Below are 13,528 nucleotides of genomic sequence, written 5' to 3'. Positions count from 1 at the left end.
ATCAGACTGTAACCGCACGACACGCATTCCGACCAGTCCCATAGGAAATTCCGCTCACGGAGTGGGCAGCGCTCGGCACAGGGCGTCGAGCGTGGCCGGGAAACGCGCGGACGACGGTGTGCTGTAGCCGACGACGAGTCCGTCGGGCCGGTCGGCGGGAGCGCCCGGATGACGGAACGTGCGCAGACCCGCCACTGCGAGACCGAGTGCCGCGGCGCGGTCGACGGTGGCCGCCTCGGTCCCGTCGGGAAGTTCGAGCACGGCGTGCAAACCGGCCGCGATGCCGGTGACGTGCACGTGTGGTGCGCGGGCGGCGAGGGTGTCGACGAGGGTGTCGCGGCGGCGGCGGTAGAGGGTGCGCATCCTGCGGACGTGCCGGTCGAATGAGCCCCGCTCGATGAAGTCTGCCAGGGTGAGCTGGTCCGTCGCGCTGACCCATCTCTCGTATCCGCCCTTGACTGCCAGGACACCGTCGATCAGGCGTTCCGGCAGCACCATCCATCCCACGCGGATCGCGGGGGAGAGGGTCTTGCTCACCGTGCCCAGATACGCCACCTCGTCCGGGGCCAGACCCTGCAGGGCGCCGACGGGTTGGCGATCGTACCGGAACTCCCCGTCGTAATCGTCCTCGATCACGGTCGCCCCCGTCGCGCGTGCCCATTCCACGAAAGCCGTTCTCCTGCTGGGATGGAGCGGCCCGCCGGTGGGGAACTGATGAGCCGGGGTCAATAGCGCCGCCGACAGCGGCCTGACTGTCGTATCCGGGGGCTGCGCTCCGCGGTTGTCGAGGTACAGGGGGACGGTGGAGACCCCGGCGTCGCCGAGAAGTTCGCGATGCAGATGCAGCCCGTAGCCCTCGACGGCGATCGGCCCCTTCCCGGCGCGGGCGAGCAACCACAGTCCGTGCCCCGAGCTCGCACTCACCACGATGTGGTCGGGATCGGTGCGCACTCCACGTGCGCGAGAGAGGTATTCGGCGAGGGCGTGTCGGAGTTCGGGGCGTCCCCGCGGATCACCCGGTCCGAAGGCGTCGTTGGGTGCCGCGGTGAGCGCCCGGCGGGCCGACGCCATCCAGGCGGCACGCGGAAATTCCCCGACATCGGGCGAACCGGGCATCAGGCTCAACGCCGGTCGGGGTGCGGCCGCGGAGCGGGTGCGCGGACGCCGGGCGGGCTCGCCTGCCCGCTCGGCGACCCGGGTCCCCGATCCCTGCCGGGCGGTGAGCCAGCCCTCGGCCACCAGTTCGGAGTACGCCTCGGCGACGGTGTTGCGGGCGATACCGAGGTCGAGGGCCAGCGTGCGGGACGGCGGGAGGGTGGTGCCTGCGACGAGCCGGCCCGATCGAATCGACTCGCGCAGCGCGGAAACCAGGTTCGCGCGCACCCTCGGTGCCTGTCCGCCGCCGGACGCGGTCAGGTCGAGGTGGAGGTCACGGCCCAGACCTGAATTGGCCCACGTTTCCATGTATGAATTGAACCATGCAGATGGGCTACTTCGCGCCTACGGTTCTCGTATGACCACAACAGAGCGCAAGACCCGAGTCGATCTCGCACGCAAGGCCCCCGCCGTCTACAAGGCGATGATCGCCCTCGACGCCGCGGCACGGCAGGGCCTCGACCCGGAGCTGGTCGAACTCGTGCTCACCCGTTGCTCCCAGATCAACCACTGTGCCTGGTGCATCGACATGCACACCGCCGATGCCCGCACGATCGGCATCAGCGAACAGAAGCTGTACCTGCTGGGCGCGTGGGAGGAGGCGCACGGGCTGTACACCGACAAGGAGCGTGCGGCGTTCGCGCTCGCCGAGGCGATCACCGTGCTGACCGACGGCTTCGTCCCCGACTCGGTGTACGAGGAGGCGGAGGAGCACTTCGAGGAGACGGAACTGGCGCAGCTCATCTCGCTGGTGCTCACGATCAACGCGTGGAATCGCATCGCCGTGAGCACGCGGAAGACCCCGCGGGTGCGCTGATCCCGGGTACCGACCTGCCACATCGCGCCCGCTGCACTGCCGCCCGCTCAGAAGTTTCCGCGGGCGGCCTGTTCGCGTTCGATGGCTTCGAAGAGGGCTTTGAAGTTGCCGATGCCGAAGCCGAGGGAGCCGTGGCGTTCGATGAGTTCGAAGAACACGGTGGGGCGGTCGACGAGGGGTTTGGTGAAGATCTGCAGCAGGTAGCCGTCCTCGTCGCGGTCGACGAGGATGCCGCGTTTCTGCAGTTCGGCGATGGGGGCGCGGACGTTGCCGATCCGGGCCCGCAGTTCGGGGTCCTCGTAGTAGGAGTCGGGGGTGGCCAGGAATTCGACGCCCTCGGCGGTGAGCTGGTCGACGGCGGTGAGGATGTCGTTGGTGGCCAGGGCCAGGTGCTGGGCGCCGGGGCCCTGGTAGAAGTCGAGGTATTCGTCGATCTGCGACCGCTTCTTGGCGAGGGCGGGTTCGTTGAGGGGGAACTTGACCCGGTGGTTGCCGTTGGAGACGACCTTGCTCATCAGCGCGGAGTAGTCGGTGGCGATGTCCTCGCCGACGAACTCGGCCATGTTCGTAAAGCCCATGACCCGGTTGTAGAAGTCGACCCAGTGGTCCATCTTGCCGAGTTCGACGTTGCCGACGACGTGGTCGAGGGCCTGGAACAGGCGCTTGGGTGCCCCGTCGCGTTTGGTGTGGCCGGAGGTGCGGGCGGTGTAGCCGGGCAGGTAGGGGCCGGTGTAGTTGGTGCGGTCGACGAGGGTGTGGCGGGTGTCGCCGTAGGTGGCGATCGCGGCGAGGCGGACGGTGCCGTGCTCGTCGGTCACCTCGTGCGGTTCGTCGAGGACGGTGGCGCCCTGGGCGCGGGCGTGGGCGATGCACTTGTCGACGTCGGGGACGGCGAGGGCGATGTCGACGACGCCGTCGCCGTGGGTGCGGTGGTGCTCGATCAGCGGGCTGGCCGGGTCGACGGCGCCCTTGATGACGAAGCGGACGGCCCCGGATTCGAGGACGAAGCTGTGGTGGTCGCGGTTGCCGGTGGTGGGTCCGGAGTAGGCGACGAGGGTCATCCCGAACGCGGACTGGAAGTAGTGGGCGGTCTGGGTGGCGTTGCCGACCACCCAGACGACGGCGTCCCAGCCGCTGACCGGGAACGGGTCGCGGGTGCCGTCGTATTCGACCAGCCCGACCAGCTGCTCGAGCTGGCCGAGGTCGAGACCTGCCAGGCGTTCCTTGTCGGTGAGAGTCTGCTCGATCGTCATGATGGTGCCTTTCCTTGCAACGGTTTTCGGATACCGGGAATGGGAGTGCGACTGTGCACCGGGGGAGTGGCGAATGCCTGACACAGAGGTAACCGGGCCCCGATCCGGTCGTCAACCGACACCCGGACAACTAGCCGCATCGACGGATGCGGGCGGGCACGCACCGGCTTTCCTATACAATCTGAATACTTCAATGGGGCAATAGAAATGGACTGCGATGGTTGCGCGGAGTGAGATCGGCGTCGGAGTGCTCGCCCGCGCGGTGGCGATCCTCGATGTCGTCGAGTCGAGCCCGATGGGCGCGAGCGACCTCGCCCGTGAACTCGACCTGTCCCTCTCGACCACGTACCGGCTGGCAACCGACATGGTCAAGCACGGCCTCCTGCGCAAGGATCAGGAAGGCCGTTTCTATCTGGGTCAGCGATTCGTCACCACGGCGTTGAGCGACCTCGCGATTCCAGCGCTACGCGAATTGAGTGAAAAGACAGGGGAATCCGCGCAGTTGTGGGTTCGCCGAGGCGAATCCCGTCTCTGCGCCGCGAGCGTCGATTCCCAGCACGAACTGCGGGTGGCACTGCCCGTCGGAACGTTGGTCCCGCTACCGCAGGGGTCGAGCGGCCACGTGTTGTCCGGAGACTGGGAGGCCGACCCCGAAGCCGTGAAATCAGGTTGGTGGGTGTCGGTTTCGGAACGGACACCGGGGTCCGCGTCCATCAGTGCGCCGGTCCGCCGGCACGGCGAGATCGTGGCCGCCGTGTGCGTGTCGGGTCCCGAGGGGCGGATGGGGAAGAACCTGGGTGCGTCGATGGGCCGCGCAGTCGTCGCTGCCGCGCGGCAGATCGAGAAATCCGTTCCGGGCGACTGAGTCGCTCAGGCGATGTCGAACGTGGTGACGTCCGCCGACCGATGTTGCTGCGCCAGTTGACGGTAGACCGCGGCGTTGGCGGCGTTGTGGGCCACCTCGTCGTCGGTCAGTTCGCGACGCACCTTCGCGGGCACGCCTGCGACGAGTGAGCGCGGCGGAATTCGCGTGCCCTCGAGGACCAGCGCGCCCGCCGCGACCAGCGACTGCTCGCCGATCACCGCACCGTTGAGGACGGTGGCCCCCATGCCCACGAGGGCGCCGTCGCCCACGGTGCAGCCGTGCAGGACGGCGTTGTGCCCCACACTGACGTCCCTGCCCACGACGACGGGGAATCCCGGGTCGACGTGAACGGCCACCCCGTCCTGGATGTTGCTGCCCTCGCCGAGGGTGATGGAATCGCAATCGGCACGCAGCACCGCGCCGTACCAGACGCTGGTCTCCGCGCCGAGAGTCGCGGCGCCGATCACCGCGGCCGTCGGCGCGACCCAGGTGCTCTTCTCCGCGCGCGGCGACCGTCCATCGATCGCAACGACGTGTGGTTCTCTCACCGTGTTCTCCTCCTGTCGAGCAGTGAATTCCTGCTGCATTGCGCAGCGTCCCGTCGTCCATTGTCGTGTGGCGCGGACTCCGGGCATTGCCAATTGTGACTGCTGCCACTACCGTCATTCTTATCAGACGGGAATCTAACTGCCAAATAATGAGAATGTGCAGGTTAGGAACCCAGTCGTCATCCAGTTCAGATCGACGAGGGAGAACTCTCACATGCAGGTCCCAGAGAACGGCCCACTGCACGGCATCCGTGTGCTGGAACTCGGCAACTTCATCGCAGCCCCCATGGCGAGCCGCATCTTCGCCGACTTCGGCGCCGAGGTGGTCAAGATCGAGCGACCGGGCGTCGGCGACGAACTGCGGGGCTGGCGTCGCCGCCGTGGCGCGACATCGATGATGTTCCGCACCATCGCGCGCAACAAGCGGTCCGTCACCCTCGACCTCCGGACCGACGAGGGCCGCGCGATCATTCTCGACCTCGCCGCGAAGTCGGATGTCGTCATCGAGAACTTCCGTCCCGGAACGCTCGAGCGGTGGGGAATCGGGCCCGACCAGCTGACGGCCGCCAACCCCGACATCGTGCTGGTCCGGATCTCCGGCTACGGGCAGACGGGCCCGTACCGGGAGCGCACCGGATTCGGCGGCGTCGCCGAGGCCTTCGGCGGACTGCGGCACGTCACCGGCTATCCGGACCGTCAATCGGTCCGGGCGGCCGCCCCCATCGCCGACACGCTCGCCGGACTGCACGGCGCGATCGGCGCCCTGATGATGTTGCTGGCCAAGGCAAGGCAGGGTGATCACTCGACCCCGCGCGTCGCGGACGTGGCCCTGTACGAATCGGTGTTCATGGCGATGGAATCCCTCGTCCCCGACTACGACGCGTACGGCATGGTCCGCGAACGGACCGCGGGCAACCTGCCCGGCGTGGTACCCAGCGGCGTCTATCCGTGCGACGGTGGATCCGTCATGATCGCCGGCAACTCGAGTGGCGTGTTCGGCCGGTTGATGCAGGCCGTGGGGCGTGACGATCTGGCCGACGATCCCGAACTCGCCGACGGGGATCAGCGATTCCGTCGGGAAGCCGAACTCGACGAGGCCATCTCGTCGTGGACGTCTGTGCGTCGCCCCCGCGACGTCGTCGCCGAACTCGGCGCCGCCGGTGTGCCCGTGGGCGAGGTGTACGACGCGGTGCAGATCGCCGACGACGAGCACTACAACGCCCGCGGCATGCTGCAGAGCCTGAAGGTGTCCGTCGACGGGGAGCCCGAAGAGGTGCGCTTCCCCGGAGTGGTCCCGCAGCTCGACGGTGAACCCACGCAGATCCGCTGGGCCGGCCCCGAGCTGGGTGAGCACACCGACGAGATCCTCGGCGGATTGCTGAATCTGTCGGGTGATCAGCTCGACGACTACCGCGCCCGCAACGTCATCTGAATCGGAGGAAAGTGAAATGTCAGTCACCATAACGGATGTCGTGCTGCGAGACGGACTGCAGGACGAGGATGTGGTCGTCTCGACCGACCACAAGATCGCCGTCGCGGACGCACTCGTCGCCGCCGGTGTGAAGCACATCGAAGCGGCATCGTTCGTCTCGCCCACGCGTGTGCCGCAGATGGCGGACGCCGACGACGTCATCGCCCGGCTGCCCCGCACCGACCCGTCGGTCACGTACAGCGCTCTGGCACTCAACCCGCGTGGAGTGCACCGTGCGATCGCGACCGGTATCGACGAGATCCAGGTCGTGACGTCGGCCAGTGCCGGGCACAGCACGGCGAACACGGGCCGGAACCCGGACGAGGCGCTGCACGGACTTGCCGAGGCATTGCAGAAGTACCCCGACCGGAGTTTCCTCGGAGGTGTGTCGACCGCGTTCGTCTGCCCGTTCGAGGGCATCATCGCCCCCTCCGCGCTGGTGCGGGTGGCGAGCGCGATGGCCGCGATGGGTGTGCGCCGGCTCGGGCTGGCCGACACGCTCGGGACGGCCACCACCGAGCAGGTGCTCGCTTCGGCCGGGGCGGTACGCGACGCCCTGCCCGACATCGAATTGAGCCTGCACCTCCACAATGCGCACGGTCAGGCCCTGGGCACCGTGATCGCCGCGCACCGGCAACTCGGGATCACGCACTTCGACAGCGCCATCGGCGGGTACGGTGGCTGCCCGTTCGCGCCGGGCGCCCACGGCAACCTCGCCACCGAGGAACTGGTCGCGCACCTGCACGCGCACGACATCGACACGGGTATCGATCAGCAGGCCCTCGGCCTCGCCGTCGACACCGTGAAACACGCTCTGGCCCAAGCTCGGCCCCTCACCGCAGTGTGATCTGCGAACTCACCCCGAAAGGCCGACCATGGTCTACGCAATCTCCATCGTCGCTCTGATCGCGATCTTCACAGTGGCGACCCTCACCCCGATCAACATGGGCATCCTCGCGTTCGCCGGAGCGTTCGTCATCGGCGGCTGGGTGTCCGGGATCCCGGTCGAGGACATCATCGACGCCTTCCCCGGCAGCACGTTCATCATCGTCGGCGGCATCACGCTGCTGTTCGCCATAGCCAAGGCGAACGGGACCATCGACCTCGTCATCGAGGCCTCCCTCCGACTCGTGCGCGGCAGGCGGTGGGCGATCCTGTGGATGATGTTCCTGCTGTCCGGACTGCTGATGGCCCTCGGGTCCGTCCTCGCGGTCGGGATGCTCGCCCCCATCGCGATGCCTCTCGCGGCCAAGAACAAGATCAACCCGTTCCTGATGGGCATGGTCATCAGTCACGGCGCCCTGGCCTGCGCGTTCTCACCCATCAATCTGTACGGCGCATTCATCAACGGACTGATGGACTCGACCGGCGTCGGAGCGAATCCCCTGGTCCTGTTCGCTCTGCCGTTCGTCCTCAACCTGGCCATCGCGATCGTGCTGTTCCTGATCTACGGCCTCGACCTGATCGGTCGCCGCACTCCGCGTCCCGTCGAGGAGACGTCCGACGGCGGAGGATTCGGCGGCTCCTCATCCTCACGTGGGCCGTCCGGCGGCGTGACTGCGGGCAACGGCCCGGGCGGGAACACCGCGACCCTCACCGATCGCGAGGTCATCGAGGAGGCGCTGATCCACGAAGGCGTGAAGCCGGTGAAGATGAACCGGTACCGGTTCGCGACGCTCGCCGGCATCGGCTTCCTCGTCGTCGGGTCGGTCGCGTTCGGAATCGACGTCGGCGTCAGCTCGATCTGCATCAGTGCGGTGCTGCTCCTGATGGCGCCCAAATCGCACCCCAAGGTCATCGACAACGTGGCATGGCCTGCCGTGGTGCTCGTGTGCGGGATGCTCACCTACATGGCGGTCATGACACAGAACGGCACGCTCGACTTCCTCGGCGATGCGGCGTCGGCTCTCGGATCGCCGTTGCTGACCGCGTTGATCCTCTGCTACGCGGTCGCGATCATCTCCGCGTTCGGATCGTCGATCGGTACCCTCGGCATCGCGTTGCCCCTCGCCGCGCCGATGCTCGCGATGGGAGAGGTGGGCGCCGTGGGATTCGTCGCGGCCCTGGCATTCTCCGCGACGGTGGTCGACGTCAGCCCGTTCTCGACGAACGGTGTGATGGTGCTCGCCAACGCACAGGTCGAGGACAAGGGCCGCTTCCAGCGCAAGATGCTCGCCTACTGCGGTCTGATCGTGCTGTCGGCCCCGATGTTCGTCTGGGCGCTGGTCGTCGTGCCCACGTCCGTGTAGGCCGGCCCGGTCGTGCCGGTCACCGTTTCCCACGGTGACCGGCACGTCTCACGGTGCAAGGGTGGGCACGGTGAACTTTGTGTACTTTAAGCTTCATGTAATGGACTGTTGTCCAATAGTTTTCGATTCAACTGTGCGAAAAGCAGTGCCACAGTGACACATGCCACAAGATCCCGTCCGTTTCGGGCGTTTCGTCGTTCTCCGCCCGTAAGGTGTCGACATGTCGATCCTCGAGAACGAGAAAGCACCCCCATCCGGTGCACCCGCCCCCGGACCGACCCTCGGCGAAAGGTTGCGAGATAACGCGCGATACGACCTACCCGCGTCGCTCGTCGTCTTCCTCGTCGCACTACCACTGTCGCTCGGTATCGCGATCGCGTCCGACGCCCCGATCATGGCGGGGCTCATCGCGGCGATCGTCGGCGGTGTGGTGGCGGGTTCCATCGGAGGTTCACCGCTCCAGGTCAGTGGTCCTGCCGCCGGATTGACCGTGGTGGTAGCAGAATTGGTGGCCACGTTCGGCTGGAAGGCCACGTGCGCGATCACCGTCGCGGCCGGATTCCTTCAAATCATCTTCGGGCTCAGTAGAATTGCCCGTGCGGCCCTGGCCATCGCGCCGGTCGTGGTCCACGCCATGCTGGCGGGTATCGGAATCACGATCGCCCTCCAGCAGATTCACGTCCTACTCGGTGGTAGCTCGCACAGCTCGACCGTCGAGAACATCACCCAGCTCCCCGGGCAGCTGACGTCCGCCCGGTACAGCGACGTCCTCGTGGGATCGGTGGTCATCGCCGTCCTGCTGTTCTGGAAGAAGATCCCCGGCAAGCTGCAGGTGCTCCCCGGCCCGCTGGTCGCCGTCGTCGCCGCCACCGTTCTCTCCCTTGTCTTCCCGCTCGACATCGATCGAATCGCGTTGGACGGCTCCCTGTTCGACGCCGTGGCACTGCCTTCGATGCCGGACGGCCCGTGGCTCGCAGTGGCCACCGGTGTACTCACGGTCGCGCTGATCGCGAGCGTCGAGAGCCTGCTGTCCGCGGTCGCCGTCGACAAGATGCACGGCGGCACGCGTTCCGAGTTCAACCGTGAACTCGTCGGTCAGGGCTCGGCCAACATGATCTCGGGTCTCATCGGCGGCCTGCCGGTCACCGGTGTGATCGTGCGCAGTTCCACCAACGTGGCCGCCGGGGCGCGCACCCGGGCATCCGCCGTGCTGCACGGCGTGTGGATCCTCGTCTTCGCCGCGCTGCTCACCGGACTCGTCGAGCAGATCCCGATGGCCGCGCTCGCCGGCCTCCTCATCGTGATCGGCATCCAGCTCGTCAAGATGGCTCATCTGCGGACGGCCCGGCGCACCGGCGACCTGTGGGTGTACGGCGTGACCGTGGCCGGCGTGGTCTTCCTGAACCTGCTCGAGGGCGTGATCATCGGTCTCGCACTCGCGGTGGTCCTGCTGCTGTGGCGGGTCATCCACCCCAAGATGCGGGCCGAACCTGTCGGCTCCGAGGATTCCGGGCAGTGGCGCGTGACCGTCGAGGGGTCGTGCAGCTTCCTGTCTATGCCGGCATTGACCGGGCTCCTCGCGAAGGTGCCCGAGGGCGCGCACGTCACCGTGGAACTGGCGGTCGACTTCCTCGACCACGCCATGTTCGAGGCGATCGACGACTGGAAGCGTCACCACGAGCGGAACGGCGGAACGGTCGTGATCGATGCGCTCGGTCCCGTCGACATGGACGCCGTCGGCGCATCGCCGCCCAGGCGTGGCATCGGAGTGGTGAGCCCCCGCGGGTTCGCGCCGTGGAAGAGCTGGCAGCCGCGACACACCGACACCGAGGAGTCCACCAGCACACCGGCGGCGCTCCGACCGGTCCTCGCGGGAGTGTCGGAGTACCACCGGCGGAACGCGGCTCAGCTGCAGCCGCACCTCGACGACCTCCGGGACGGGCAGCGCCCCGACTCGTTGTTCCTCACCTGCTCCGATTCACGCATCGTGCCGAACGTGATCACCAGCAGTGGGCCGGGCGACCTGTTCACGGTGCGCAACGTGGGCAACCTCGTCCCGACCGGGAAGCAGGACGTGTCCGTCGAGGCGGGACTTGCCTTCGCCCTCGACGAACTCGAGGTCAGCTCGGTGATCGTGTGCGGCCACTCCGGCTGTGGCGCGATGAAGGCCGTGCTCGCAAGTGCGCCGCCCGAGAACGACGGGTCCGATCGCGACGCAGTCGAACAGTGGCTGACGTTCGCGCAGCCGAGCCGGAACGCGTTCCTCAGCGGTCATCCGGTGGCGCGAGCAGCGGCCGAGCTCGGATTCGACGAGGTCGACCAGTTGGGCATGGTGAACGTGGCGGTCCAGGTACAAACCCTCGGGCGCCATCCCCTCGTAGGCGCGGCGGCGGCCGAGGGCCGAGTACGCGTCGCGGGAATGTTCTTCGACATTCGGTCCGCGCGCGTACTCGAGATCACCTCGACCGGTGTGTCCTACCTGGACCACGTCCCCACATGATTCAGAGGAGATGGACCCTCTTGTAGAGGCGCTTGGACGGGCCGCCGACGAGGCCGACGCCATCGAGGAACTGCATCAACTTGGAACCGGACGTACGGACGGTGTCCTTGTAGTGCTGGTTGTTCTTGGCCTCGGCGGCGGCCCGCTCCGGGTCGAGTCCGGCATTCGCATACACGTCCTTGCGGATCATGCTCTTCATCACGAAATACACGACCACCGCGGTGTTGAGGCGCTCGAACTGCAGTCGTGCCCAGCTGGCGCCCTCGATGCGGCGTCCGACCTCTTCGCGAGCGAAGCGGATGTGGCGGGCCTCCTCGAGGACGTGGATCTTGCTCACCGTTCGGGTGACGGGCTGCACGCGCTCGTCCTTCATGAAGTCGCGCTGCATCATGTCGAGGATCTCCTCGGCGGCCATCACGCTGGCGTACGCGTTGGCGCCGCGAAAGAAGCCGCCCCAGATGCGTCCGAGCTTGTGGATCGCGGGGTGCGGGCCGTAGCTCGGCATGTTCAGGCGTTCACCGGCGCGGGCGAACATCACCGAGTGGCGGCATTCGTCGGCCACCTCGGTGAGCGCGAACTGGACGTGGCGCGAGTGCTTGTCGCGGCCGTACACGTCGCGCAGCAGCATCTGCATGAGCAGGATCTCGAACCACAGTCCGACGCTGGAGACGCTGGCGGCCTCGTGCTTGGTGAGTTCGATCTTCTGCTCTTCGGTCATCTCGTCCCACAGGGCGGTGCCGTAGAGCGTGCTCCACTCGGGGGTCAGACCGAACTTGTCGTCGGGGATCGGTGCTTCCCAGTCGACCTCGACCATCGGGTCGTAGGACTTGCGTGCCGACGACGCCAGCAAGCGCTGGGCGGTCTCTTCGCGGTCGGAGACGACGATCGATGCGGTCATCACTACCCCTTGATCTGTGACTAGGCGGTCAACTAACTGTGACATTCAGTAACTGATACTGAACGATACAATGACGGCGGTCACAAGGGCAATGTTCGCTCAGTCGACGTCGGCCAGTTCTTTCGGCGATTCGGTCGTCGGCGCGGAGCCCTTCCGCCCGGGAGCCCACACCGCGAGCAGCAGCGACGCGGCGAACAATACGCAGGCCAGCACGATGGATGCCTCGTCGAAACCCTTCAGGAACGAGTCCCGCGCGAACGTCGCCAGCTGCTCGCCCTGGGGGCCGGCAACTTCGGCGACCTGCAGTGCCGCCGCCAGGGAACTGGACACGGGCTCCTTCGCGGCCTCCGGAACGGCGTCGACCGCCGGCTGCACGTGGGTGCCGTACCCCGCGGCCAGGACGCTGCCCGCCAAGGCGACCCCGATGGCCGAACCGATCTCGCGCGCCGTGTCGTTGACGGCCGACGCGACACCCTGCTTCGCGTCCGGGGTGTTCTGCACGATGGCCGCTGTCGCGGGTGCCGTGCACAGTCCGATACCGAAGGCGGCCACGATGAGCGGGCCGCACACTTCCGCGTAGCTCGAATGCGCATCGAGCCGCACCAGGAGGAGGATGCCGAGGCCGAGCAGTGCGGAACCGGACGCGAGCAGCGGCCGGAGCCCGACGTGCGGGATGAGCATCGGCATGACCGCGGACATCGCCACGACCGGCACGGCGATGGGGGCGAGCGCGAGCGCAGACTGCAGAGGGGAGTAGTTCAGCACCAGCTGCAGGTACTGGACGACGAGGAAGAAGAGGCCGAGAGACGCCAGGAACTGCAGTAGGAGCGACATCGACCCGGAGCCGAAGGCGCGGTTGGCGAACAGCCGGACGTCGAGCAGTGGGCGTTTTCTGCGCAGTTCCACGAGGGCGAACGCGGCCGCGGCGGCGAGGCCACCGACGAGCAGTCCGAGCACGACGGGATCCAGCCAGCCGCGCTGCGGCGCCTCGATGGTTCCCAGGACGAACAAGCCGACCGCGGCGGCGATCAGCGCGGTGCCGGGCAGGTCCAGTGGTGGGCGTTCGGTCTCCCGGGAGGAGGAGATGGTGAAGCCCGTGACGAAGATCAGGGCGGACACCACGGCGAGGCTGATGAAGATGGCGTGCCACGACCACTTCTCGAGCAGGAGTCCGGAGACGAGCAGGCCGGCGATTGCGCCGGACCCCGCGACGCCCGACCAGATGCCCACGGCCCGGCCTCGGTGTGCGGGCGGAAAACCGGCCGTGAGCAGTGACAATGTTGCGGGCATCACGAGGGCGGCGCCGACGCCCGCTATCGCCCGGGAACCGATGATCCACTCGGGGCTGTCGTTCAGGATCGGAATGGCGGAGCCGAGGCCGAAGATCAACAGCCCGACCATGAGCAGCCCTCGCCGGCCGTACCGGTCGCCGAGCGCGCCCGCCGGAAGCAGCAGGGCGGCCAGGGTGAGGGTGTAGCCGTCGACGATCCACGTCAGCTGGCTCTGGGTCGCGCCCGTGTCGCGCGCGAGGTCGGGGAGCGCGGTGTTCAGTGCCGCCATCGCCGCGACGACGAGTGCGACCGCGCAGCACGCGACCGTCAGCATCCAGATCTGCCGAAGGGTCCAGCCGGTGGTGTTGCTCTGTTCGGTGTCCTGCGGTGGTGCGGAGTCCCGAGAGCGCACGATGAAGTCCCTCCGTGGAAGTAACGAGACTGTCAGTATCGTTGGTAGACTGACGGTTCACAAGAGGTCGGGCAGTGGCAGGAACGGGC

11 protein-coding genes are annotated in these 13,528 nt (G+C 67.3%); 6 read left to right on the top strand and 5 right to left on the bottom strand.

Annotation, left to right across the window (positions count from 1 at the left end; translation table 11 throughout):
• Positions 1-54: 54 nt before the first annotated feature.
• Positions 55-1,464 carry a MocR-like pyridoxine biosynthesis transcription factor PdxR gene (gene pdxR, locus OYT95_RS11270; protein ID WP_268791485.1) on the bottom strand — a complete coding sequence of 470 codons (1,410 nt, stop codon included), beginning with the start codon at positions 1,462-1,464 and terminating at the stop codon, positions 55-57.
• A 49-nt stretch (positions 1,465-1,513) separates the two neighbouring features.
• Between pdxR and OYT95_RS11265 the strand changes: the two genes are divergently transcribed.
• Positions 1,514-1,972, top strand: a complete 459-nt coding sequence (locus OYT95_RS11265) for a carboxymuconolactone decarboxylase family protein (protein WP_112301098.1) — start codon at positions 1,514-1,516, stop codon at positions 1,970-1,972.
• Positions 1,973-2,019: 47 nt separating this feature from the next.
• Here the strand turns inward: OYT95_RS11265 and hppD are convergent, their stop codons facing one another.
• A complete protein-coding gene (gene hppD, locus OYT95_RS11260) occupies positions 2,020-3,225 on the bottom strand; it encodes a 4-hydroxyphenylpyruvate dioxygenase (protein ID WP_268791484.1) in 1,206 nt (401 codons plus the stop codon).
• Between the two features lie 217 nt (positions 3,226-3,442).
• On the opposite strand from hppD, the gene OYT95_RS11255 reads away from it, so the two are divergent.
• Positions 3,443-4,090: an IclR family transcriptional regulator gene (locus OYT95_RS11255; RefSeq protein WP_037232712.1), complete on the top strand. Its 648-nt coding sequence runs from the start codon at positions 3,443-3,445 to the stop codon at positions 4,088-4,090.
• Positions 4,091-4,095: 5 nt separating this feature from the next.
• Here OYT95_RS11255 and OYT95_RS11250 read toward each other — a convergent pair whose 3' ends face one another.
• Positions 4,096-4,638, bottom strand: coding sequence for a gamma carbonic anhydrase family protein (locus OYT95_RS11250; RefSeq protein ID WP_181910947.1), 543 nt, complete (start codon positions 4,636-4,638; stop codon positions 4,096-4,098).
• A 214-nt stretch (positions 4,639-4,852) separates the two neighbouring features.
• Here OYT95_RS11250 and OYT95_RS11245 point away from each other — a divergent pair, with 214 nt between their 5' ends.
• The 4 genes from OYT95_RS11245 (at position 4,853) to OYT95_RS11230 (ending at position 10,858) form a co-directional block, all read left to right on the top strand.
• Positions 4,853-6,070 (top strand): CaiB/BaiF CoA transferase family protein, encoded by a 1,218-nt coding sequence (locus OYT95_RS11245; protein ID WP_268791483.1) that lies wholly within the window; start codon positions 4,853-4,855, stop codon positions 6,068-6,070.
• A gap of 16 nt (positions 6,071-6,086) precedes the next feature.
• The gene (locus OYT95_RS11240; RefSeq protein ID WP_268791482.1) at positions 6,087-6,956 is read left to right on the top strand and encodes a hydroxymethylglutaryl-CoA lyase; all 870 of its coding nucleotides are present in this window, start codon (positions 6,087-6,089) and stop codon (positions 6,954-6,956) included.
• A 28-nt stretch (positions 6,957-6,984) separates the two neighbouring features.
• Complete coding sequence (locus tag OYT95_RS11235; RefSeq protein ID WP_268791481.1) at positions 6,985-8,358, top strand: SLC13 family permease; 1,374 nt, start codon at positions 6,985-6,987, stop codon at positions 8,356-8,358.
• Positions 8,359-8,578: 220 nt separating this feature from the next.
• Positions 8,579-10,858 (top strand): bifunctional SulP family inorganic anion transporter/carbonic anhydrase, encoded by a 2,280-nt coding sequence (locus OYT95_RS11230; protein ID WP_268791480.1) that lies wholly within the window; start codon positions 8,579-8,581, stop codon positions 10,856-10,858.
• Position 10,859: 1 nt separating this feature from the next.
• Here OYT95_RS11230 and OYT95_RS11225 read toward each other — a convergent pair whose 3' ends face one another.
• A complete protein-coding gene (locus tag OYT95_RS11225; RefSeq protein WP_005255915.1) occupies positions 10,860-11,756 on the bottom strand; it encodes an AurF N-oxygenase family protein in 897 nt (298 codons plus the stop codon).
• 99 nt (positions 11,757-11,855) lie between these two features.
• The gene (locus OYT95_RS11220) at positions 11,856-13,439 is read right to left on the bottom strand and encodes an MFS transporter (RefSeq protein WP_268791479.1); all 1,584 of its coding nucleotides are present in this window, start codon (positions 13,437-13,439) and stop codon (positions 11,856-11,858) included.
• Between the last annotated feature and the right edge of the window lie 89 nt (positions 13,440-13,528).

The sequence above is a fragment of the Rhodococcus sp. JS3073 genome, assembly GCF_026810085.1.
Taxonomy (GTDB): Bacteria; Actinomycetota; Actinomycetes; order Mycobacteriales; family Mycobacteriaceae; genus Rhodococcus_F; species Rhodococcus_F wratislaviensis.
Note: the sequence above shows the minus strand (reverse complement) of the source record. Positions and strands in the feature narration are given on the sequence as shown.